This is a genomic window from Streptomyces sp. SLBN-8D4, assembly GCF_049739545.1.
GTDB classification, from domain to species: Bacteria; Actinomycetota; Actinomycetes; order Streptomycetales; family Streptomycetaceae; genus Streptomyces; species Streptomyces canus_C.
Genome location: NZ_JBMGQC010000001.1, coordinates 9976064 through 9998981 on the forward strand (window position 1 = coordinate 9976064; position 22918 = coordinate 9998981).

Genomic DNA, 22918 nt, shown 5'->3' on the forward strand with positions numbered 1-22918 from the left:
CGGCCTCTCCGCCGCGGCCGGCCACCCAGGACACCCGGCCCGGCACTTGAAGCTGCCCGGATCCCCTCATCAGGAGTTGCGTTGTTCACTTTCGACAGCACGGACGGTGTCACGATCCACGTGCACGAATGGCGGCCCGACACACCACCGCGTGCCGTCGTGCAGATCGCCCACGGCATGGGAGAACACGCGGGCCGCTACGCGCCGCTCGCCGCGGCACTGACGGAGCAGGGCTTCACCGTCTACGCCAACGACCACCGCGGACACGGACTCAGCAGGCACGCCTCGCCCGGTCATCTCGGTGACCGCGGCTGGAACCGGCTCGTCGAAGACATGGCCGCCCTTTCGGCAATCGCCCACGAGCGGCACCCAGGTCTCCCCCTGGTACTGATCAGCCACAGCCTCGGGTCCTTCGCCGCCCAGCACTACATACTGGGCCACGCTTCCCTGGTCGACGCTGTCGCGCTGACCGGCACCACAGCGGTCGACCTCATGCTCGCGGGACAGACCGCCGACGAAGACCCACTGCGCGCCCTCAATGCGGCGTTCGAGCCCGCCCGGACAGCCTTCGACTGGCTCAGCCGCGACGAGCGCGCCGTCGACGCCTACCTCGCGGACCCTCTGTGCGGCTTCAGCCTCGATGCCCAGGGCATGGCGGACCTCGCCGCCGCATTGCCCGCGCTCGCCGATCCCCAGGGCGTTCCCGCCCGGCTGCCCATCTGCGTCATGGTCGGGGACATGGACCCGCTCAACGAAGGACTCCAGCTCAGTGACCTGCTGGTCAAGCGCTACCGCACGGCCGGCGTCACGGACATCACATACCGCACATATCCGGGAGCCCGCCACGAACTGTTCAACGAGACCAACAACCAGGAGGTCATCGACGACCTGCTGACCTGGCTGCACCGCACGCTGCCCCACTGACGGTGCCACCAGGAGATCGCGCCGGAGCGGTCACGAACTCGACGCACGGTCGTACGCAGCCCGCAGTGCCCGCTCCTCGCCTGTCTGCGAGGGGACGATTTCGCCCGGGTAGGGAACGTGTCCGGCACCGGCCGGGGCCGTGCACCGCTCAACGCACGGCCCGATCTGCGGTGTCCGCCGATCAGGCTGGTCTGGGCGATGCTGTGGGCGAAGGCTTCCCGCACGACATCGACCAGCGCCTGCTGCGTCCCACCCGCCGGGTCCTGCGCGACCGCCTCGGCCACGGCCAGGCCCCGCCGCCCACCGAGTCCTTGGCCGTCTCCAGCGCCGCCGTCGGCAGGTGTCCACCGACCAGGTCGGTCAGCTCGTCCCGGTACGCCGTGCCGTGCAGCGCGATGCCGAGGGAGCCGCCCAGTTCCACCGAGGTGTCGTTGGCGCCGCCGCCGACCCCCGGTTCGGACTCGGGGAAGGAGCCCATGACGGTGTCGGTGGCGGGGAGACGCTCAGACCGATGTCGAAGCCCAGCATCATCATCGGGGCCAGGAAGTCGCGGTGGCTGAGCCTTTCCCCCAGGCAGTACAACCTCGGCAACTGGGTCTTCTGCGGGGCCGAGATGCGCGCCCAGTCCGTCGACTGGTTTCCCGACCGGCTGCGGAACGTGGCCCGGATCCCGGCCTCGGACGAGGACGACGACCGGCTCACCGGCCTGTTCTTCGTCAGCCACGAAGTCGACGGAATGAGCGAGTGGCAGGTCCGCGACGGCACGGTGCTGATCCGGACCGCGAGCCAGGAGAAGGCCACTGAGCCGCAGTTCAGGTGCAAACCGCCGCTGCCGGGGCCACCCCACATCTCGCGGTGCGGGGCGGCCCCGGCAGCCCCCGTCCGGATGACGACGTCCGAACCGAATGGCACCGCCGAGGACGCGGACACGTGATCGGTCACGACTTGCATGGGCCAGGAGCGTCAGGGCCGTTGGCAGCGGTCCGGGTCATCTCGGGGAGGGGGCAACAGCGACGATCAGGGGTAGTGCTCAGGGGTAGTACGGGGTGTACGTGATCGAGGAGACCTTCAGGTACCTCGCGCCGTCTGCTGTGGCCCAGGTCGAGCTGTTGGGGTTGCCCGGCCAGTCGCCACCGACGGCAGTGTTGACGATGAAGCGCATCCCCACGCCCGGGGCAGTGCTGTACCACTTGGTGCCGGTGATGGTGCCGTCCACGGCGAAGTCGATGTGATCGGGCCACCAGGTGAACGAGTACCTGTGGTAGGCGTTCGTCCAGCCCGCTGAATTCGTTTTCGAGAACTGGGTCTGGGCGTTGTTGGGGTCGTGGAAGGTCTGGTAGACGCTGTTCGGATTCTGGCCGACGATTTCTGCGGCGTCGAACTCGGGGAGCCACGGGTTCAGGTAGGCCGCCCACACCGCGGGCAGGAGACCCTGACCGTTGGGCATGTTCGCGGTGAAGCTGTAAGTGCCGTAGCCGTAAAGAGCCTTGGACTCCACACGCCCCGAGTAGTAGGTGTTGCCCGACTTGTAGGTCTTGATGACGAGGGTGCTGCCCTCGTACCACACACAGGCGGGAGTGTAAGTTTCCAGCTCGTTGTTGGCGGTCCACCGCCCATTGATGGTGTTCCACGAGTTGACGGTCTGGGGAGCTCCCCAGGACGCCGCGTCGGCTCGTGGATGTCCCAGGACAAGCAGGGAAAGGGTCGCCAGGGCGACCACCAGCAGGCGTCCCGGTCGGGGAAGTGCAGATGGCATCGCGGCTCCGTCGCTCGGATGACAGGGGGCGTGGGAGCGATCCCACGCCCCTTTTGCCACCGGACTGTAGGAGTCCGTTCAATGTTTGACAAGATGTGCGGGGTGGATGGTTCGCCGCCTTCTGGAGTTGAAGGCACTCGTGGGCAGCCCACCCCATGGAGAGGCGCCATCTCCGAGGCGGGCGGAAGCAGTTGTCCATCGGCCGGCAGGCAGGCACCGGTCTCACGCCAAGATCCGGGCACTGGTCGAACAGGGCGGCGTCGCGGAAGACGAGGTCACAGCGGACCGTCCGTGGAGTCCACAGCCCGGTCGAATCACGTCGGCGGTCTTGTCGACGCACGTGAGGCAGTCGGTGCGGGTGGGCGGCTCGGTTCAGGAAGGGGTGTCGTACCCCTGCCGCGCTTCGTCGATGTCGTCGACGCGCTCCAGGGCCCAGTCGAGGAGGCCGCGCACCGTGTCGAGCAGACTCCGGCCGAGCGGAGTGAGGGCGCAGTCGACGTGCGGCGGCACGACAGGAGTGCAGAAACCAGGGAAATCGACCGTGTGTTCTTGCATTCGCCGGGCATCAGGAGCGACGGAGGTTGATAACTATGGTTCCCCTGCTTGTCGTTCTTCTGCTGGCTCTCATCCTCTTCGGCGCGGGTTTCGCGCTGAAGGCACTGTGGTGGCTCGCCGTCATCGTGCTGGTCGTCTGGCTCCTGGGCTTCGTCATGCGCTCCGCTGACACAGGCGGCCGCAAGGGCCGCTGGTATCGCTGGTAACCCGAAAAGCAGCAACTGCCTGTGGCTCCGGATGCGTCCGGAGCCACAGGCATGTCCCGGTCCTGGACATCTCACCGGGCAAACCGCGTTGTAAGGACCGGGTCCGCCGCCACCCCGCGCGACCCAGGCGTCCGCAAGAGGCGAAGTCCAGAGGCGGGGTTGGTGCACCTGGGCCGACATGAGCGGCAGGGACGGGAGCAGCCATCAGGCGTTCGCCACCGCCGACGTTGGCCGTGCTGCGCTCCGCTGCGGACTGGAAGCGGTCCGCAGGGACGAAAAATATCTGCGCCTTTTCGGCAACCTTTTCGCGCTCCAGGGCCACTCAGTGTTGTCCGGCCAGGTGGTCCGGTCAGAGCGACAGCTGAAAGAGAGCACAGGCATGTCCCTTGAACGGGATCACAGACATGTCCCCAGCCCACCCGCGTCATCGGTGGCGTCCCGCGCCGGCGGCCGCCGTACCGACGGCCACGCCCGCGGTAGCCGCCCGACGCACCGTAGCCGTCGGTTGTTCGCCCGTCGGGGTTTCTGGGCGGCCCTCGTCATGGTGGTCGTGGCCGGCTCCGCCGTTGTGGTCAGCCAGGCTTCGGCGGATCAAACCGTGGATCTGAAGAAGTGGTACGTGCTGGTCAACCGCAACAGCGGCAAGGTGCTGGACGACCGCGGTTTCGCCAAGAACGACGGTGCCGCGGTGGTGCAGGGGGCGCGCACCGGCCGGGCCAACCAGCAGTGGCGGTTCGTCGACGCGGGTGACGGGTACTACCGGCTGCAGAACCGGAACTCCGGCAAGGTGCTGGACGACTTGGGCTGGTCGAAGACCGCAGGCTCCGCCATCGTGCAGTGGAAAGACCTGAACGCCACCAACCAGCAGTTCAAACTGGCCAAGTCGCAGAACGGCCACGTGCGTTTGGTCAATCGCTTCAGTGGCATGGCCGTCGGAGTCCGCAACGCCGCCAAAGCCAACGGGAGCGGCGTCGTCCAGAACCGCGACCGGGGCGGCGCCGATCAGCAATGGAAACTCGTCCCGGCCGGGAGCGTCGGCACACGCCCGTCGTCGCCGTCATCTCCCTCTCCGTCGTCTCCGAAGTCTCCCTCGCCGTCGTCTCCCGCGACCGGTAACGGCAGCTCGACGAAGAGTTTCCTGGGCAGCAACAGGGTGCTCATCGGCGGCTCGATGACCGACGCCTCGGCGAACGCCGCGCCGTTCGACGTGCGCTACGCCTATCTGCACAGCCAGCCCGCGCCCTCGTCGGCCGCCTATACGGCGTCGCGTTGCAAAGATGAGTGGTCGGGCTGGTGGGGCTGCTGGGGCGGCAGCAGTACGGCGCCCGGAAACCAGGTGACCTGGCAGGACAGCGTGGCGGCCAAGGCGACCTACCAGGGCAAGTCGCGACCGCAGAAGTACCTGTGGACCTGGTACTCGCTGCGCGACCTCGGGGACGCGGCAGGCGAGGGTGACGGCCCGGGCGAGGTCAAGGCCATCAACAGGACCGACCTGCTCACCCGCTACCTGAACGACTACCGGTTCTTCCTCCAGAAGGTCGGCAACTCGCACGACATGATCGACCTCGAGCCCGACTTCTGGGGCTTCGCCCGGTCGCTCGGCAATCTGCACCAGGTTCCCGCGCAGGTCACGGCCTCGAATCCGACCGACTGCGCATCGCAGGAGAACAGCGCCTCCGGACTCGCCCAGTGCCTGATCCACATGACGCGCAAGTACGCGCCGAACGCCGGCGTGGGGCTGCACCTCTCCTGCTTCGACTGGGAGAGCAACCTCCAGAAGTGCGGCAAGGACTACGCGGACCTCGGGGCGAAGAACGCCGACTTCCTGGTCACCGATGTGTCGGACCGCGACGCGGGCTGGTACGCACAGCCGGCCCACGGAGGCAGTGACCACTTCTGGACCGATCAGAAGGCCGCCGCCGCGCTGAAGTTCTACAAGACGATGGCCGAGTCCGTGGGCAGGCCGATCGTCCTGTGGCAGGTCCCCGTGGGCAACATGGCGGGGAACAACACTCCCGGCCATTTCAAGGACGACAAGGTGGACTGGTTCTTCGCGCACATGGACCAGGTGGCGAACGCCCATGTCGCCGGCCTGTTGTTCGGTGCGGGGTGGTCGGAGCAGACGACGGTCGAGTCCGACGGCGGAAACCTGATCCGCAAGACGATCGCCTATCACAACTCGGGCGGTACACCGCTCAAATAGGCGCTGGGCGCGAATGCGGCCCCCATCTCTTCGATGGGGGCCGCATTCGTTGCCTGACGGTGGCGATGAGAGCGGTCACTGATCTGGCAACGGCATGTCCTTCCGGCACAACGGGCCTTGGCCCGGTCCCGGTTACCCGGCAGTTGCCGCCACGCACACAAAGGTGGCCGCGATCGAGGGGAGGATCTTCATGGCCGCCGCCACCTTCGCCACCCAGTTCCGACCATCGCGCCGTGCGGCAAGGGGACTCTCCCCCTTGCCGCACAGCGGTGTTCACCGGGTCGGGGCGAACCCTCCCCGGACCGACGCGGAGCCGCCCAAACCCTGCGCGTCGACGCGGTACCTGTCGCCCGCGGCACTGCGCACGCCGGTGCCGTTGTTGAACTGGGCGGCGAACTCATGGCTCGCGGCCGGCACGGTGAGGCCCGGCTTGAGGACCCAGCGGTAGACCAGCGCGCCGCCGGCTTCCTGGACGGTGACGGTGAAGTCATCACTCGGCAGGGTCTGCCAGGTTCCGGTGTTCTTCACCCCGCCGGTGCGCACGATCCGGATCTCGATCGTGAGCGAGGTGAGCGGCTGGGTCGTCTTGAGGGCGAGGTTGCTCTGCGTCCAGTAGACGGTGCTGCGCGGGTCCACCGAGCCGGCCGACCACAACGGTCCGTCCTGGCTCTCGCCGTCGGTCGGCGATGGACTGGTGGCCGGCGGAGTCGTGCGCGAGCTGCCCGGGGTGGTGTCCGGAGCCGGCGCGACAGGGGTGGGGCGGGCCGAGGTCGGTTGTGGGGAGCTGACGGTCGGGGACGGGGTGGCAGGCGTGGTCACGGTGGCCGACGGCGACGGGGTGGTGACGATGGCGGCGACTGCGAGGCCGCCGGTCGTCAGGATGCCGCCGGCGGCGAGCCCGGCGAGCGCGACCCTGGTACCGGACCTCGCGAACGGCCGCGCGCGGTGACGGACGGCCGGGCCGGCCATGCCGCGTTGCACCCGGGCCAGCATCCGCGCACGGTCGGGCCGGTGGGCCTCGGCGGCCTCGCGCAGCCGACGGGCGATCTCCTCGTTCACTGGTTCCTCCTTCCTGCCACCAGGTCCCCGGCCGCTCCTGCGCCCAGTATCTTTACCAGCTCGGCCATTCCCTTCGAGGTCTGGCTCTTCACCGTTCCGACCGAGATGCCCAGCGCCACCGCTGTGTCCTTCTCCGACAGGTCGAAGGCGTGCCGCAGCACCACACAGGCGCGCTTGCGGAACGGCAGCCGGGCGAGCGCCGCGCGGACGTCCAGCACGGCCGCCATGTCCGGCCCCTCCACCCTCTCGGGGCCGCGGGACCAGAACAGCGCGATCCGGCGTCGCTCGCGCACCGCGCTGCGGATCCGTCCGCGCGCCAGGTTTGCCACCACACCGCGGGCGTAGGCGAGCGGGTGGTCGGCCTGCCGCAACCGGTCCCAGCGCTGCCACAGGGCGACCAGGGCATCCGCCGCGAGGTCGTCCGCCGCGTCGGTCTCGCCGGTCAGGAGGTGGGCCAGACGGGCGAGTTCGGCATAGTGGCGTTCGAAGAATTCGTGAAACTCCGCGGACGCGTCATCGAGGAGCATCCCCCGGTCGCCCTCTCCTAGCCATGATGCGCGCGTTGGTTGCGCGTTTATCAACATCGGGGGTCGCAGCCCAACAGCGCTCAGCCCGGGACCAGCCCGGCGCTCGTGTTCGGTTGTGGCCCGGTGAAGGCCGACTGGCGGGCTGGTCAATGGCGGGTGAACTGGACGCGGGCCGCTTGCGCGACGTCCGGCCGCACGGCGGTGCCGTCGACGGTCAGATGCTCCCCGTGGATGTCGGTGATCCTGAGCGACTCGCCGCAGCCGGTGGCGACTCCCTGGTGGCTGACGGCCGATGTGATCCGTACGGCCAGGGCCGTCGCCTTGGAGTTCGCGGGCGCGGTGCTGGTGGCCGAGGCCACCGGAGTGGCCGAAACCGAAGGGCACGGCGTGGCGGAGGCCAAGATCGTCGGACTGGCCGAGGCCGTCGGCTGCACCGTCGCACGTGCAGCGTCGCCGCCCGCCTCAGACCTGGCATCGGACGGGGCGGCCGCCCGCCCGGCACCGGTTCCGCTCCCTGGGGAGACGGTCAGGGCCAGGCGCGCCGGCACACCGACGACCAGCGGCCCCGAGGGAGTGCCCGTGAACAGTCCGCGCCTGCGCCACGGTTGCGGCGCGGCGTGCTTCGTTGCCCTCATGCCCGTCCATCCGGTTGGTTCGAGTCGGTCTTCCGACTCCCAGTTGCCGCAGAGGACGAGAAGGTTGCCGCCACGACGCTGATTTCTCGGCGACCGGTACGGGGCGCGAAAGGGTTTCTGCAGAGACGGCGCCCCGCACGTCGAGGACGGTGCGGAACGGGCGCCCGGTCACCAAAAGGAGCGCTTTCCTGCGAACCGGTTCGCAGGAAGCTAGCAGCGAGAAATGCTCTCAGCAATACCCTGAGGCAAGCGGAGTCCGCAGAAAATGCGAGTTGCAGGTCTGTTTCGAGGAGTCTCGTCGCAGGCGTTGACAGCCCTCAGAGTCGTTCCTATCTTCGCTTCACCGAACCGGTTCGACAACCGATGATCGTTGACTTTCACCGCAGTGCCCACTCCACCTACCTACGCGACCGGACGTTCCGTTTCACACGGCTTCGAACGGTTCGGGCAAGGAGTTCCCGTGAACATCGGTGAGATCGCCCGGCGGGCCGGTGTCTCGCGCAGCACCGTGTCCTACGCGCTGAGCGGCAAGCGCCCCGTGTCGGAGGACACGCGCCGGAAGATCCAGCGCATCGTCGACGAACTGGGCTACCAGCCCAGCGCCAGCGCCCGCGCCCTGGCCAACGGCCGGACCAGCACCATCGGTCTGGTCTTCCCGCCGGCCGGGAACCACTACACGGGCATGCAGCTGGACTTCATCGGCAGCGTGGTGGAGGCCGCCGCGGCCCACGACTACGACGTGCTGCTGTCACCCAGCGGCGTGGACAGCGACCGTTCCTTCCAGCGGCTGCTGGGGGAGCGGCGGGTCGACGGGGCGATCCTGATGGAGATCCGGCTGGAGGACGACCGGGCCGAACACCTGGCCGCGCTCGGCTTCCCCTCCGTCGCCATCGGCCGCACCGCCCACCCGGAGGGCGGCTGGTACGTCGCCCTGGACCACACCGCGCTGGCGGCGGCCTGCGTCCATCACCTCGCCGACCTCGGCCACCGCCGGGTCGCCTTCGTCAACCGGTCCGAACAACTGCTGAGGACCGGGTACGAGTCCGCCCACCGCGGCCTGGACGGCTTCACCAAGGCCGCGGCCGAACGCGGGCTGACGGTCCGCACGTACTGCTGCGGGGACGACGCCGCCGCGGGCCAGGCCTGCCTGGAACAGATCCTGCACGACGACCCGGCCACCACGGCCCTGGTCACCCTGAACGAGGCCGCACTGGGCGGCCTGTACCGGGGCCTCGCCCACGCCGGCCGCCATGTGCCGCGCGACTTCTCCGTCACCGGGGTCGTCGCCAACCGCTGGGCGGAGACGGTGACCCCGCAGCTCACCGCCGCCGACGTCCCGGCGGCCGAGATGGGCCGGCTCGCCGTCGACCTGCTGGTGGAGCGGCTGGACCACCCCGACGCGCCGCCCCGGCAGCACCTCCTCACCCCGCCGATCTCGCTGCGGGCCAGCACCGGCCCCGCCGCCGGTACACCCTCCGCCGAAGCCTGACCCTCCTCACCCGATCGCTTCTCCTCTTCCTCGGCTCCCCGATTCCTCGGCTCACACCCCGAGCACCCGATCCCGCACCGTCACCGTCCGGCGTGCCCGCTTCCCCTTGTCACCCCTCCCGCGGCACACATGTGCCCGAAACCAAGGACCCGCCATGTGTTCCCGAGCCCCTCAGCCGGACCGAACGGGCCGAGAGCTACAGGAGATTGGCACGGTGGCCGGAATTCTGGCCGGCCTCCCGGCGGACAACACCGGGCGCTGCCCTGCCCCACTACCACCACGGCAACGACAGCGGCTGGGACATTGCCACCACCTTCGGCCCCGAGCGGGTGGTCGCCACCGCCGACCTGGCCGCCTTCCTCACACTCCAGGTTCACGAACTCGCCCGCCTGGCACCCGAATTGGACCTGCCCTCCGAGGCCCGGCGCTGGACCCGCACCACCGACGCGACCCAGGCCGCGATGCCCGACGAGCTGTGGACGGGAGAGCGGTTCGTGGCCCGCGGCATCGACAGCACCGCGACCTGGGACAGCGCCGGCCTGCCGGACCTGATGCCGAGGGCACTGGGCGAGCACCTGCCCGAGCACATCGGCAAGACCTGGCCGCCCGGATCGAGACCCACCTGAGCCCCGTACGGACTGGCCACCGAACTGCCCCCCCACCTGCCCGACGGCTACCGGCGCGGCCCCATCCGGGCCCCCGCCACCGGCCTCATCGAAGACGGCCTTCGCTGTGCCGGGCACGAGCACCTGGCCGACGAGATCAGAGCCCGGTTGCGGGCCGGCCCTGTGCGAAACCCATGGCTCGCCGAGAACTTCGACGCCCACACCGGAACGCTCCCACAGCCCCGGGGACGCTCCAACCCCGGCCACCCTCCCCGCTCACTCAGGAGCCGCAGCATGAGACCTCGCTGGACACTTCGCCGACCCACAACCCGCACCGGACGCCGAGCGACCTCGTCCGTGGCCGTCCTCCTGGCGGCCCTGGCCACCACCCTGGTGCCCGCCGGCCCCTCGCAGGCCGCGGACACCAGCGTCGCCGTCGACTTCTCCACCGCCGGGGGCGCCCCCACCTACCGCGCCTCGGGCATGATCTACGGGCTGACTGTCGACGGGTCGCAGCCGCCGGACCACTTCTTCAAAGACATCAAGTGGCACTTCGAGCGGGCCGGCGGCGCGCAGCTCAACGGTGGCGGCTACGCCACCAGCCTCGCCGAATACCGGACCCGCTGGAACGCCACCCTCGCCCAGTACAAGCGCACCAAGGCGCTCGGCGGAACCTTCGTCATCCTGCCGCACGACCTGTGGGGCGCCGACGGCACCACCAACACGGGCTTTCCCGGCGACAACGGCAACTGGACGCAGTTCGACAACTTCGTCAACCAGCTCATCTCCGACGTCAAGGCCAACAACATGACGGTGGAGTGGGACCTGTGGAACGAGCCGGACCTCAGCGGCTTCTGGGGCCGGTCCCAGAGCCAGTACCTGCAGATGTGGTCCCGCTTCCATGCCGCCGTGCGGGCCGGCCTCCCCGGGCAGCTCATCGTCGGTCCCAGCATCGCCAACCCGCCCAGCTCCTCCAACACCTGGTGGACCACCTTCCTGAACCACGTCAAGGCCAACAACGTCGCCCCCGACATCTACAGCTGGCATGCCATCCCGCACGACCCCGTCACGGCCGTCAGCAACGCCAACTCGACCCTCGCCGCCGCAGGCCTGACCAACACCCGCCCATACCAGATCAACGAGTACGCCGGGCGCGAGCAGCAGAACCCCGGTGGCGGCGGCTGGTTCATCAGCCGTCTGGAGCGGGCCGGTGCCGACGGCCTGCGCTCCAACTGGGGTGGGGGCCCCAGCCTGCACGACTACGCGGCTGCCCTGCTCACCAAGAACAGCTCCGGCCAGTACCTGCCGCTCGGTGAGTGGTTCCTCTACCGGTACTACGGCTCACAGACCGGGAACATCGTGAACCTCACGCCCGGTGCGAACACCGACGGGCTGGCGACCAAGGACAACACGGCGCGCAACGCGAAGATCCTGCTGGGCACCAACGGCAACGCCGGCAACGTCAACGTCAATCTCAACCGCCTCGACACGACCTCGGTGGTGGAGAACAGCCGGGTGCGCGCGATCGTCCAGCGCATACCGAACAACGGCGGCGGTGCGGTGACGGGTCCGGTGACGGTCTCCGACCAGACACTGACCGTCAGCGGCAACTCGGCCTCGGTGAGCGTGCCGTGGACGGACGCCGCCGACGGCTACACCGTCACGCTGCTGCCACCGTCCAACACGACCGTCTCCACGGTCGCGGTGGTACAGCACAGCGGTCAGTGCCTGGACGACACCAACCTCAGCACCGCCGACGGCACGCAGTACCAGCAGTACAACTGCGAGGGCGGCTACCAGCAGATGCTCGACTTCAAGCCGGTCGCCGGCCGGGCGAACACCTACACGATCGTGAACGAGTACAGCGGTAAGTGCCTGGACGTCTCGGGCGCCTCCACGGCCGACGGTGCCGCCGTCATCCAGTGGACTTGCAGCGGCAGCACAAACCAGATGTTCACCCTCAGGTCCGTCAGCGCGCTCGGCAACAGCAAGGACTACCAGCTGGCCGCGGTGCACAGCGGCAAGTGCGTGGACGTCAGCGGGATCTCCACCACACCCGGCGCGGTGATCCACCAGTGGACCTGTGACCCGGCGAGCGACCTGACCTCGAAAAAGAACCAGATCTGGCGTCTCCAGGGCATGGGCTGACCCGTCCCCGGGTGGGGCTCCCTGAGGTGCTGGGAGCCCCGTCCGGGCAGGCCGGACCGACGCGCCGGGCGGACTCTGGCTCGGTCCCGGGGCCCACAGGCTGCTGGACCGGCGGCCCCATTGCCAGAGCGGATCTCCCATAGAGGTGTGGAGAGGGGGCACGGGAATGCCGTGAGCGTCGAAAGGGTCGGTGTCGAGGCAACGCACACCACCGGTGCCGCACGGATAGTGGGTGCTGCCGGTGGCCGCCGCGAGGTCGGCGAGGGATCGGAGCGACCTTGCCGGTCGGGATCTCACTGCACTCCGGATCCTGACTCGCCCGCGCCTCACGCGCCCCAGCCGGGCCCGCTCGACGCGCTCCGCGCGGCATCCACCTCCGCCTGAGCCGGACCCTGGCAGGCTCGGTGTCGGTCAGGATGCGGCGCTTGCGAAAAGAGAGGAACCCCAGCCGACGCATGGCTGGGGTTCCTCGACGTGCTGAGTGTCGATCAGGCGGGTCAGCGCCGCAGGGTGAGGATGCCGGGCCGGTACGGCAGGTTGTCGTAGGAGGTGTTCGGCGGTGTGTTGGGGGACTTGCCCTGGTAGAGGAACTGCAGGTTGCAGGGGTCAATGGTCATGGTCTGGTCGGGGTTGTCGCGGACCAGGTCACCGTGGCTGATGTCGTTGGTCCAGGTGGCGCCGCTGTTGGCCTTGCCCGCGAAGGGGTTGGACTCGGTGGCCGCCTGCGGGGTCCACGGACCGTTCAGGCTGGTGGCGGTGAAGGAGCGGAAGTAGCGCTGCTCGCTCGAACCCCGCGCCTCGACGATCATGAGGTACTGGTTCTGGTTCTTGACCTTGTAGACCTGTGGCGCCTCGAACAGGTTCTTCACCGTGTCGCTCATGACCGTCGTGTACGAGGAGCCGAAGCTGCCCGGGAAGTTCCCGATCGGCATGGCCGACTTGTAGATCTTGCCGTTGTCACCGGCGAAGAACAGGTACATGTTCTGGTCGTCGGCGATCAGGGTCTGGTCGATCGGGCCGGTGGAGGATTCGGTGCGGGGGATGCTGCCGGTGAACAGCGGCTGCGGCGCGGACCAGCCGTCGGGGCTGGTGGGGTCGCTGGAGGTGCGGTAGCTGAAGGGCCACGGACCCCACTGGTACGCCAGCACCCAGATCTTCTTGGGCGCGAAGTAGAACAGGGTGGGCGCCACCGCCTTCTGGCTCATGCCGGTCTGGCGGGCCGACGCCATGTCCGACCAGTTCGTGAAGGGGCTGAACATCATCGAACCGTAGGCCGATCCCGAGTAGTTCGTCCCGTAGACCAGGTGCTTGCCGTTGTAGGTCACGTTGGTGAAGTCCTTCAGCGAGGCCCACCCGTTCGCCGGCTGTGCCAGCGCGCCCGTCGAGGTCCACCGGTACGTCGACGGAAGAGCACACGCGTTGCTCGTCGGCGCCGTGGTCGGCTTGAAGTTCCAGTGCTGGTTGGACCCGCCGTTGGAGTCCCAGACCTGGAGGGGAGTGCCATTGGCGGTCCGACCGCCGGGGATCTCCAGCGCCCGGCCGCCGGCGACGTTGGTGAGCGTGTAGGAGCCGTCGCTGTTCTGGCTGGCCTTCCAGTGCTGGTGGGCGCCGCCGTTGGCGTCCCAGACCGTCATCCTCGTCCCGTTGGCCGTCTGGTTGACCGGCTCGTCCAGTACCCGGCCGCTGGCGATGTTGGTGAGCGTGTAGGCGCCGTCGCTGTTCCGTACGACCTTCCACCGCTGGTTGGAGGCACCGCTGGCGTCCCACACCTGGAGCGGGGTGCCGTTGCCGTTCTGTCCCGCGGGCTCGTCGAGAACGCGTCCGGCGGCCGCGTTGGAGAGGGTGTAGACGGTGCCGGAGGTGAGGCCCCCGGCCTGCGTACCGCTGCCCCCGCCACTGCCGCTGCTGCCGCCCAGGGCGGTGAGCACGGCGCTGTAGGCGGGCTTCTTGTTGCCGCCCGCGTCGAACAGCAGGGGGTTCTCACCGGTGCGCCATGAGTCGCTGTCGCGGATGCCCCAGACTGTGATGCCCGTGCAGCGTGCGACGTCGAGGCAGTCCTGGACGGCGTTGGTGTACGCGGTGGCGGATGCCTGGGCGATGTCGAGCTCGGTGAGCTGGACGTCGACGCCGAGTGCGGCGAAGTTGGACAGGGTGGTCCGGAAGCTGGCTGGCGGGCCGCCGGCGCCGAAGTGGCTCTGGAAGCCGACGCAGTCGATGGGTACGCCGCGTGCTTTGAAGTCCTTGACCATCCGGTAGACGCCCTGGGTCTTGGCGTCGGACCAGTTCTCGATGTTGTAGTCGTTGTAGCAGAGCTTGGCGGAGGGGTCGGCGCTCCGGGCGGTGCGGAAGGCCTCCTCGATGAAGCCGTTGCCCAGCACGTCCTGGAACACCGAGCTGCGGTGCTGACCGCTGCCGCCGTCGGCGAACGCCTCGTTGACCACGTCCCAGGCGTAGATCTTGCCCTTGTAGTGGGTCATCTCGGTGGTGATGTGGTTGTTCATCACACTGCGCAGGGTGTTGGCGTCGGTGATGGACTTGACCCAGCCGGGCAACTGGGAGTGCCAGACCAGGGTGTGGCCGCGCATGCGCTGGCCGTGTGCGGAGGCGTGGCTGACGATCGAGTCGGCGGCGGCGAAGTTGAACGAGCCGCGGGAGGGTTCGATGGCGTCCCACTTCAACTCGTTCTCCGGGGTGATCATCTTGAATTCCCGGTCGAGAATGGCGGAGTACGTGGAGTCGTCGCCGAGCCTGCCCGCGGCCACTGCCGTGCCGAAGTAGCGGCCGCTGCCGGCCGCCGCGTCGGCGACCGTGGTCGGCGTGCCGGCCTCCGGCGTGCGTGCGGCCAGGGCGACCAGCGGTACGGCAGCACCCGCGGCGGCGAGGACCACGGCGGCGGCGATCACGCGGCGGATTGCCGGACGGCGGCGATGAGAGCGGTTCAGATCTGGCAACGGCCTGTCTTTCTTGCGCAGTGGGCCTTGCTCTGGGACCCAGTTGCCTGCCAGTTGCCGCAACGCACACAAAGGTTGCCGTGATCAGGGAGGAATTTCGGCAGCGACGACGCCCGCCGGCCAAGGTCGATGCCGCCGGACCGTCTTCGCCTACGGCCGCTCACCGGCCCGCCGTTGCTCGCCCGGGTCAGGGACCACCTCGCCAAGACCGCCGCGTTCGTGCCGGCCGCTGGGCGCGGACGAGGCAGGGACATCATCGCCGCCGCCCTCCGCCACACCGCTCGGGACTACCATCGACCTCTTGTCAGCCCTCGGACTCACCTGACGAATCCGGACAGACCACATTCCTGCAAAGACCCTGCCCTACGACCTGGTTCTGCCGACCGTGAAAGCCGCTTCCCAAGCGCATCGACCCACTTCGAAGTGATCGACACCGTTCCCTTCAGCGGTTCTCGGCGCCGTCGTGAAGGTCGCGGCGCAGCTCGAGTGGGGCACCGGGACGTTCTGGACGCGCGGCCCACGGAGGTCGAGCACGTCCCGGCCTCCCTGGCCCGTGCGTCCGAGCGCCTGAACCTGCCTGCTCCGCTGCTGAACGCCGCGTGGTTTGCCTCAGGGCGCACGACCAGCGGGTGGCGAAGACCTTGCGGCCCAGCTGGGGCCGTGCGTCCGGCGCACCGCGGTCGCCGCGGCCTGGTGCGGGCCGCGGCGACCGGTTTTCGTGCTTCTGCTTACGCCTGGGGAAGGCCTGCGGTGGCGGTGGTGCGGGTGGCGCGCAGGCGCTGGGCGAGCAGGGCGAGGGCGCAGAGGGTGGCGACCGTCGCCGCGTAGGTGACGAACGTGTCCTTGAGGCCGGCATGGGTGGCGGCGATGCCGGCGATCACGGCCGGGACGCTGAAGGCCAGGTAGGAGATGACGAAGGCGACGGAGAGCAGTTCGCTGCGTTCGGCGGGGCGGGCTATGCGGGCCAGGGTGCCGAAGCTGGCGAGGGCGGAGCCGCCGAAGCCGACGCCGGCGATCGCTGTGCCGAGCGCGGCCGTGGTCAGGGAGTGTTCCTCCACGCCGGTCAGGGCGACGGCCGTGCCGGCCAGGAGCAGGGTCGCGCTGACGGCGAGGGTCCGGCCGACGGGCCAGCCGCGCAGGGCGAGAGCGGTGAGGAAGGCGGGGCCGGTGAGCAGGGTGACCACGAGTCCGCCGACGACGTGGCTGGAGAGGCCGAACAGGCCGACGGCGACGGACGGGCCGAGGGAGAGGTAGAGACCCCCGAGTGCCCAGCTGGCGATGAGGATCGGAACCAGGCTCAGCAGGTCGGCCCGCAGGTGGGGGGCGATGCGCAGGCGGGGCTGGAGCGAGCGGGCGGCGCCGGGGCGGCGCAGCGAGGTCTCGGGCAGGGCCGACAGGACGGCCCCGGCGACCACGAGGACGGTGAGCAGCAGCACGTAGACGAGGCGGGTGGGGTGCGGGCCGTACTCGATGAGGAGGCCGGATCCGAGGGAGCCCAGTCCGAGTCCGAAGGTGGGTGCGGTGCCGGTGACGAGTCCCGCCCGGTGCGGGGCGTGCGCGGGGTTGAGGTCGGAGAGGGCGGCGCCGATCGTGGTCATGGCGGCCCCGGTGGCGATGCCCTGGATGAGGCGTGCCGTCAGTAGCAGGCCGACGTTGCCTGCGGTGAGGAACAGGACCATCGAGAAGGCTTCGAGGGCGATGGCGGAGAGCAGGACCGGTCGGCGGCCGAGGTGGTCGGAGAGGGCGCCGAGTACCAGTAGTGCCCCGATCATGCCGAGCACGTAGACGGCGAACACCGTGGTGAGGGTGGTGGCGGAGAAGTGCCACTCCTGCTGGTAGACGACGTACAGGGGGGAGGGCGCGCTGGAGGCGGCCATGAACAGTACGAAGACGACCGCGAGGGAGGCGAAGGCGACGGGACGGCTCAGCCGTCGTCGCCTCTCCTCCGGTGGCGCCGCGTGGTCGGTGGGCTGCGAGGAGGGCTGGAGCTGGGACGGGGCGGGACCGGACACGGCGCGACTCCAAAAGCAGTGATCGATGCGTTTAGGACGCTACCACTAACGCAGCGATCAGTGCGATAATTTCCCCATGGCTGAATCGTCGACCCAGGTACGTCCCGGCGGCCGCTCCGCGAAGGTGCGGGCGGCCGTCCACCGCGCCGTCGCGGAACTCCTCGCCGAGGAGGAAGCGGAGACCCTGACCCTGCCCGCCGTGGCCGCACGCGCCGGCGTCCACCCCACCACTCTGTACCGGCGCTGGGGGTCCATCGCCCAGCTCCTCAACGACGTCGCCACCAGCCGCTTCACCGGCGACCTGGTCGTCCCCGACTCCGGCTCACTCGACGGCGACCTCCAGCGCTGGCTCGCCGACGTGGCCACGGACGTCGCCGACCCGGACACGCTCGCCCTCATGCGGGCGACCATCGGCTCCGGCCCGGCGGGCGGCTGCGCCTGCGTCGAGGACCGCCACCGCCAGCTCGGCGCGATCATCCAGCGCGAACAGGACCGCGGGGGCAAGGCGCTCGCCGTCGAGACCGCGGCGGACTTCCTCCTCGGCCCGCTCTACTACCGCGCAGTCTTCACGCCCGAGCCCGCCTCCGCCGACTGGGCCCGCGCCCTGGTGTCCACGTATCTGGCGACGCTTCGGACGTCGTGAGCCGTACGCGGATGGCGGGGGCGCGGCAAGTCGGACGCAGATGCGTCAGCTGCTGATCGTCCTCCGCGGTGCCGAGCACGGTTCCGGCCTGGGCGTCCAACGCTGGGCCGTCGAGGCCGAGTTCGCCGATCTGTATTGGTTCCGGAGCCTGAGCAGACGGCTGGCGGGTGCGGCCGAGTCACAGCAGGCTGGGCTGCTGCCATTCGGTGCCGAGGACGTGGTGGTCGAGGAAGTTGAGGAACGTCTCGTACCACAGGCGCGCGTGGTTCGGCTTGAGGATCCAGTGGTTCTCGTCCGGGAAGTAGAGGTACTTCGCGGGAACTTCGTGCCGCTGCAGTTCCTGGAAGAGCGCGGCGCCCTGCCCGACGGGCACGCGATAGTCCTTCGCGCCATGGATGACCAGCATCGGGGTGCGGATCTTCGCGACGTCCAAGTGCGGCGAGTCGGCCTCGTAGCGCTCGGGGCGGGTCAGCGGGTCGCCGAAGATTTGCTGGAAGTACCAGGGCACATCGGTGTCGCCCTGGAACGCCCGCAGGTCCCACAGGCCCGCATGGTTGATGATCGCCTTGAAGCGGTCCGTGCTGGTGGCTACCCGGTTCGCCATGTATCCGCCGTACGAGCCGCCGGCGAGAGCGGTGCGCGTGGCATCGATGTCGTTGCGGGCCTCGGTCGCGTCGGTCAGCGCGATTACATCGGCGTAGGGGCGACCGCCCCACTGCCCCCAGCCGCGCCGGTGGTTGATCTGCCCGTAGCCCGTCGACAGTGCCGGATCCGGCAGCAGAACCGCATAGCCGCGCGCGGCGAACGGCCACGGGTTCCAGCGCCAGGTCCAGCCGTTCCAGCTGGACTGCGGTCCGCCGTGGACGGCGACGAGCAGCGGAGCGGGCTGCTCGGCGGACGCGCCCTCGGGCATGACCAGCCAGCCGCGCAGGACGAACCCGTCGTCCGCCTCCGCGTGCACCTCGCTCAGTGTGCCGGGCAGCCGGCCGACGCCGCCCGGGGCAGGCAGCTGGGCAGGAGTCTGGTCGACGATGCCGGCGTCGATCCGGACGGGCGTCGGCGGCGCGTCGACCGCGTGGCGCAGGGCGTAGAGCGTCCGCCCGTCGGGGCTCACGGTCAGCGAGCCGTACGCACCGGAAGCGGTAAGGCGGGTGACGCTACCGTCCGGGTCGCGCCTGAAGACGGGCGCGTGCCCCTGCTCGTCGGATGTGAAGAAGAGCGTGTCGTCCACCGGTGAACAGGCCACGCCCCCAGGCCAGTTGTCGAACCCGGGCAGCAGGTCCTGCACCGTGCCGTCGGCCAGGCCGATCCGTACGAGAGTTGCCTCCCAGGGGGCGTCGTAGGTCGGGTAGCGCATCCGGCAGCACACGAGGGCCGAGCCGTTGTGGGTGAACCGCGGGGCTTCGTAGAGGTGCTCAAGATCACCGACGACATGGATCTCCTCCCCGCTCTCCGAGTCGGCCACCACCAGGGCGGTGCGATGCTCGGCCGGGACCCGCCCAGGCACGAACCGCCGGTACGCGACCCGTGTGCCGTCCGGGGACAACGCCGCATCCCCCGGATCCTCCAGACCGATCCCCTGTCCACCGGCTACGACCGGCTCCGCGTCAACACCTGAACGGACGAAGGCGTGCGGCTCCGCCGGGCCCAGGTCGTGGTCCCAGGCGCGGGTCGGACCGGCCTCGTACAAGATCGCGGTGACCTTCGCGTCCCTTCGCGCCGCGCGCAGCTTTCCGTGTGCCTCGGCATCAGCGGCCCCCGGGAGCAGCCCCGCGGTGTGGCACAGTGCGCCGGAGTTGCGGGCTACGGTGACCGCGGTGATCCCGCCTGGGTGCCGGGCCACGACGGCGGCCTCCCCGCGCGGCGGCAACGCCCACAGCGCGGCGCCCTCATCGCCGTCCGTGGCGGCCCGTTCGGACAGGAAGTACAGCGTCCCGTCAGGACCGAACACCGGTCCTGACTCACCCTTGTCGGACCAGGTCAGCCGCAGCGCGTCGCGCTCCCCGGTCGGATCGATCTCCCACAGGCCGGACACGAACCGCGTCCCGTCCTCGGACAACGACTGTACGGCGGCGACAAGGCGAGTGCCATCGACTGACAGAGCAAGGGAGTTGACGCGCGGGCAGGCGACGAAGGCGGACAGGTCACGGAAGGTGGACGGACCACCGGAGGACTCGGTCATGCGGGCGATTGTCACCCGCGCGCCACGCGAACCACCAGAGAGTTTGACGTAAACGCCCGTCTGTCAGCAGCCGTTCCGGCACGCTTGATGGCACTTGACGGTGCTTCTGACAATTGGGCCGGCACCCGTTCCGACCTTCGGGAAGCTCCTCGCGATGACTCGACGACACGACATGCCTCCCACGGGGGGCGAGCGTAAGCGGCTGATCACCTTTCTGGACTACGCCCGTGACAGCAAGTGTTGTTCTTGGGCGAGGAACTCGCGGGGCCGCTCGCTGAGGCGACCGACGATGATCCCGGCCCTGAGATGCGGACGCCAGCCGACGTCCCGTTGTCCCAGCTCCTGGCCGAGTACGAGGAACAGAGCGCCCGCTACCGTCGCCTGATGTCCGACCATGACCTGGACTCAGGCCCGGTCCCTGCCAAGCGTCACGCGTGACGGGCATCGGCGGGGGAGTGGCCACACGTCAGCGCCGACGCAGGCGCGCGAGCCAGGTGGGCGCCGATGGTGACATACGTCCCGTCGCCTCGAATGACGGCCGTGGTGCCCGGCAGTCCGTCTTCGGCGGCGTCCAGCAGGGTCTCCTGGGTGCCGTCGGCGCTCGCCCGCACGACTGCGCTGCTCTTACGGTGTCGTAGGTGACCGGCGGCAGTCACCCGAGCCCCCGCCGGACGGTGCTGCCACGCGACAGGGCACGAGGCTCGGTGGGGTGAGTGGCGGCTGGTGGAGCAGTTCGTCACTGGAGCTGAAGATGCGGCCGCGTGCGTGAGGGAGCTGTTGGAAGCTGCCGCTGGGACCCGGCGGGAGCGCCATCGTCCCGCCCTGGTCGGCTGGCTCGAACAACGGAGGCGCCAGTCACGTCCCTGCCCACCCGCGCGCCGTGCGGAGATGTCGCCGATCAGGGAAGAGCCAGATGGGTGGCAAAGTCCCTGAGGCGCTGGCGAGTTCGAGCCCGGTATCCCTGCGCCTGAGCTTCTTTCAGCGCTGACGTTCAGCGGGCGGTTGCGCTCCGATGACGGACAGCAGCTGGAGCCGTTCGTAGCTCTCGCTGCCGGGAATGGCGGTGTAGACGAGCAGGAGATGTGACTGGTCGGGGTCCAGGAGTGTCTGGCAGGCCAGCTCCATTGCTCCGACCTGGGGGTGAATGAAGCGCTTGGTCTCATGGGGGCGGATGCCGACCTCGTGGGCCTGCCACGCCTGCCGGAACTCCTCGCTCTGGGACAGCAGCAGATCGGCGAGTCGGGCCGCGCGGGAGTGGGGTCCGCGCAGGGTGACCACCCCACGCAGGCCCGAGGCGAACATGCGTGTCAGGAAGGGGTGGTCGTCGGGGGCGCAGAGCGCCCGGGTGGCGGGGTCGGTGAACCAGCGGTAGCCCAGGCCGCGGGACGGCCCCCCGTCAAGATAAATCCCATCGCGGCCAAGTACCACATCGCTTACGAGGAACAGAGATGAGCACATCGGCGCAGCGCAGGGGTGACTTCATCAGGGCGGGGACGGATCGTCCCGGCCGCCCGGACGCTGAGCGATGAACCGGCGCAGAGGCGCTTCCGGAGAGCGCGCATGACCGCGGCCGAGCACCCGAGCTCGCGCGAGACTGGCCCCGCCCGGCCAGAGGCGGGGAGAAGGCCGCCGACTGGAGCGACGGCCGACGGGAGATCCACCGCCTCGGCCGCACCATGAACCTGACCGATCCGAAGACGGGCTGCCTGCACCTCGCCCTCTACACCGAGGCCCGCCGCGGAATCGACTCGTCATCGCTGAACGCCAAGCCGGACATCGAAGCGTTCCAGACCGTGACGCCTCACCTCCAGGAGTGGCTGAGCAGGCTGGTGCGCTGCGAGCCGAACGCGATGCACTGCACGCTCGTGGGGCCGACGAAGAACCCGGCCCTGTTCCACCCGTGCGTCACGGAGGACAAGGACAGCCCGTTGGCATCCGAGGCTCGGGCTGTGTGTGCCGACAGACCTTCTACGAGCCCGAGTTCGGACTGCCCGTCGTGGGCGAACACGGTCCGACGAGCCAGCGCTAGTCGCGGACCGGGACCGGGGACCGCAAGGCGTTCGTGCACCCGTGTCGTACCCCGGCGGATGAGACCAGTTGGTGATGGGGGAGCATCTGCTCAGCCGTCGCCGACACCTGTGAAGGATCGTCATGTCTCCTGTCCGCCGTGCCGTACCGCCCGTCCTGCTCGCCTGCCTGCTGATGACGGGCTGTTCGTCCGTTCAACTCGGCACACCGACACCCTCCAACTCCCAGAACCCCGCGCCCGGCGCGCCTGCCGGATCAGGGCGGCCGATCGCAGTGGGGGCGGGCCCGCAGAAGCACTACACCGTGCAGCAGCAGCCGGCCGCCGGCTCGTGCCACTACCGCTTCGAGCATGGTGAGCCCCTGGAAGACCCCGCCTGCACGCCGGGCGCCGTCTCTCCGGCCGTGACGCAGTCGAACCTGAAGTCGACGATATGCCGCAAGGGTGGCTACACCTCCGGCATACGCCCCTCCGCGTATGTGACGGGCAAGGAGAAGAAACTCAACGCAGCCTCCTATGGATACACCGGCCGCATGGGTGACGCGGAGTACGACCACTTGATCAGCCTGCAGCTCGGCGGCGACCCGAACGATCCGAGGAACCTGTGGGTGGAGTCGGCCGACCCCGGCCACAAGAAGGGTGCCGGGGTGAACAACAAGAAGGACCCGGTGGAGACGAAGCTGCACACCGCGGTCTGCAAGGGCCAGATCACGCTCGCGGCCGCGCAGCAGGCCATCGTCACCGACTGGACCACAGCCCTGACGGTCCTTCACCTCGCCTGAAGAGGCGCTGGAAGGCAGTGGTTGTCGTACGCCGGAATGTTCCGACGACTCTGTGCCGGTCGCCGGTATGAGGATGCGACTTGGCCGGTCCCCTCGCGTCGCCTGCGCCGACGGACAACTTGTGGGCACAGGCTGTAGGCGAACGCGGCGCGTCCATCCGGTCATTGGAGCTGACGTGACGAGGGGCCGTCAGCAGGCCCGGCCCGCGATGCCGA

At 69.3% G+C, this 22918-nt stretch carries 18 protein-coding genes and 3 pseudogenes; 9 read left to right on the forward strand and 12 right to left on the reverse strand.

Features of this window, described 5'->3' with window-relative positions; all coding sequences use genetic code 11:
• Window positions 1-81: 81 nt before the first annotated feature.
• Window positions 82-924 carry an alpha/beta fold hydrolase gene (locus tag RKD20_RS45325; protein ID WP_424882862.1) on the forward strand — a complete coding sequence of 281 codons (843 nt, stop codon included), beginning with the start codon at window positions 82-84 and terminating at the stop codon, window positions 922-924.
• Between the two features lie 173 nt (window positions 925-1097).
• Here RKD20_RS45325 and RKD20_RS45330 read toward each other — a convergent pair.
• Window positions 1098-1482, reverse strand: a pseudogene (locus RKD20_RS45330) (MFS transporter); the annotation flags it as partial.
• Here RKD20_RS45330 and RKD20_RS45335 point away from each other — a divergent pair.
• On the forward strand, window positions 1436-1858 hold the full coding sequence (locus RKD20_RS45335) for a hypothetical protein (protein ID WP_424883511.1): 423 nt from the start codon (window positions 1436-1438) through the stop codon (window positions 1856-1858). The pseudogene RKD20_RS45330 and the gene RKD20_RS45335 overlap by 47 nt on opposite strands.
• A gap of 96 nt (window positions 1859-1954) precedes the next feature.
• On the opposite strand, the gene RKD20_RS45340 is transcribed toward RKD20_RS45335, so the two are convergent.
• Together RKD20_RS45340 and RKD20_RS45345 are read right to left on the reverse strand one after the other, a co-directional pair.
• Complete coding sequence (locus RKD20_RS45340) at window positions 1955-2680, reverse strand: glycoside hydrolase family 16 protein (protein WP_424882863.1); 726 nt, start codon at window positions 2678-2680, stop codon at window positions 1955-1957.
• A 372-nt stretch (window positions 2681-3052) separates the two neighbouring features.
• On the reverse strand, window positions 3053-3190 hold the full coding sequence (locus RKD20_RS45345) for a hypothetical protein (protein ID WP_424882864.1): 138 nt from the start codon (window positions 3188-3190) through the stop codon (window positions 3053-3055).
• A gap of 80 nt (window positions 3191-3270) precedes the next feature.
• Here RKD20_RS45345 and RKD20_RS45350 point away from each other — a divergent pair, with 80 nt between their 5' ends.
• Complete coding sequence (locus RKD20_RS45350) at window positions 3271-3441, forward strand: hypothetical protein (RefSeq protein ID WP_020121623.1); 171 nt, start codon at window positions 3271-3273, stop codon at window positions 3439-3441.
• A gap of 598 nt (window positions 3442-4039) precedes the next feature.
• Window positions 4040-5644 carry an RICIN domain-containing protein gene (locus RKD20_RS45355; RefSeq protein ID WP_424882865.1) on the forward strand — a complete coding sequence of 535 codons (1605 nt, stop codon included), beginning with the start codon at window positions 4040-4042 and terminating at the stop codon, window positions 5642-5644.
• A 273-nt stretch (window positions 5645-5917) separates the two neighbouring features.
• On the opposite strand, the gene RKD20_RS45360 is transcribed toward RKD20_RS45355, so the two are convergent.
• The 3 genes from RKD20_RS45360 to RKD20_RS45370 all read right to left on the reverse strand — a co-directional run bounded on the left by RKD20_RS45360 (window position 5918) and on the right by RKD20_RS45370 (window position 7589).
• Window positions 5918-6703, reverse strand: a complete 786-nt coding sequence (locus RKD20_RS45360) for a hypothetical protein (RefSeq protein ID WP_424882866.1) — start codon at window positions 6701-6703, stop codon at window positions 5918-5920.
• The gene (locus tag RKD20_RS45365; protein WP_424882867.1) at window positions 6700-7230 is read right to left on the reverse strand and encodes a SigE family RNA polymerase sigma factor; all 531 of its coding nucleotides are present in this window, start codon (window positions 7228-7230) and stop codon (window positions 6700-6702) included. The genes RKD20_RS45360 and RKD20_RS45365 overlap by 4 nt, the downstream gene beginning before the upstream one ends.
• Before the next feature lie 146 nt (window positions 7231-7376).
• The gene (locus tag RKD20_RS45370) at window positions 7377-7589 is read right to left on the reverse strand and encodes a hypothetical protein (protein WP_424882868.1); all 213 of its coding nucleotides are present in this window, start codon (window positions 7587-7589) and stop codon (window positions 7377-7379) included.
• A 736-nt stretch (window positions 7590-8325) separates the two neighbouring features.
• Between RKD20_RS45370 and RKD20_RS45375 the strand changes: the two genes are divergently transcribed.
• From RKD20_RS45375 to RKD20_RS45385, 3 genes and pseudogenes are all read left to right on the forward strand, one after another.
• Complete coding sequence (locus RKD20_RS45375; protein ID WP_424882869.1) at window positions 8326-9354, forward strand: LacI family DNA-binding transcriptional regulator; 1029 nt, start codon at window positions 8326-8328, stop codon at window positions 9352-9354.
• A gap of 158 nt (window positions 9355-9512) precedes the next feature.
• A pseudogene (locus RKD20_RS45380) lies at window positions 9513-10190 on the forward strand (MGH1-like glycoside hydrolase domain-containing protein); the annotation flags it as partial.
• A gap of 63 nt (window positions 10191-10253) precedes the next feature.
• The gene (locus RKD20_RS45385) at window positions 10254-12107 is read left to right on the forward strand and encodes an RICIN domain-containing protein (protein WP_424883481.1); all 1854 of its coding nucleotides are present in this window, start codon (window positions 10254-10256) and stop codon (window positions 12105-12107) included.
• Between the two features lie 497 nt (window positions 12108-12604).
• Here the strand turns inward: RKD20_RS45385 and RKD20_RS45390 are convergent, their stop codons facing one another.
• Both RKD20_RS45390 and RKD20_RS45395 read right to left on the reverse strand, forming a co-directional pair.
• Window positions 12605-15010 carry a non-reducing end alpha-L-arabinofuranosidase family hydrolase gene (locus tag RKD20_RS45390; RefSeq protein ID WP_424882870.1) on the reverse strand — a complete coding sequence of 802 codons (2406 nt, stop codon included), beginning with the start codon at window positions 15008-15010 and terminating at the stop codon, window positions 12605-12607.
• 776 nt (window positions 15011-15786) lie between these two features.
• Window positions 15787-17070: an MFS transporter gene (locus RKD20_RS45395; protein ID WP_424882871.1), complete on the reverse strand. Its 1284-nt coding sequence runs from the start codon at window positions 17068-17070 to the stop codon at window positions 15787-15789.
• Window positions 17071-17146: 76 nt separating this feature from the next.
• On the opposite strand from RKD20_RS45395, the gene RKD20_RS45400 reads away from it, so the two are divergent.
• A complete protein-coding gene (locus RKD20_RS45400) occupies window positions 17147-17713 on the forward strand; it encodes a TetR-like C-terminal domain-containing protein (RefSeq protein ID WP_424882872.1) in 567 nt (188 codons plus the stop codon).
• A 178-nt stretch (window positions 17714-17891) separates the two neighbouring features.
• Here the strand turns inward: RKD20_RS45400 and RKD20_RS45405 are convergent, their stop codons facing one another.
• The 4 genes and pseudogenes from RKD20_RS45405 to RKD20_RS45420 all read right to left on the reverse strand — a co-directional run.
• The gene (locus tag RKD20_RS45405; RefSeq protein ID WP_424882873.1) at window positions 17892-19895 is read right to left on the reverse strand and encodes a prolyl oligopeptidase family serine peptidase; all 2004 of its coding nucleotides are present in this window, start codon (window positions 19893-19895) and stop codon (window positions 17892-17894) included.
• Window positions 19896-20114: 219 nt separating this feature from the next.
• Window positions 20115-20291: a hypothetical protein gene (locus RKD20_RS45410; RefSeq protein ID WP_424882874.1), complete on the reverse strand. Its 177-nt coding sequence runs from the start codon at window positions 20289-20291 to the stop codon at window positions 20115-20117.
• A gap of 32 nt (window positions 20292-20323) precedes the next feature.
• Window positions 20324-20506, reverse strand: coding sequence for a hypothetical protein (locus RKD20_RS45415; RefSeq protein ID WP_424882875.1), 183 nt, complete (start codon window positions 20504-20506; stop codon window positions 20324-20326).
• A gap of 367 nt (window positions 20507-20873) precedes the next feature.
• Window positions 20874-21287: pseudogene (locus RKD20_RS45420) on the reverse strand (transcriptional regulator); the annotation flags it as partial.
• Window positions 21288-22046: 759 nt separating this feature from the next.
• On the opposite strand from RKD20_RS45420, the gene RKD20_RS45425 reads away from it, so the two are divergent.
• The gene (locus RKD20_RS45425) at window positions 22047-22703 is read left to right on the forward strand and encodes a hypothetical protein (protein WP_424882876.1); all 657 of its coding nucleotides are present in this window, start codon (window positions 22047-22049) and stop codon (window positions 22701-22703) included.
• The last annotated feature ends 215 nt before the right edge of the window (window positions 22704-22918 follow it).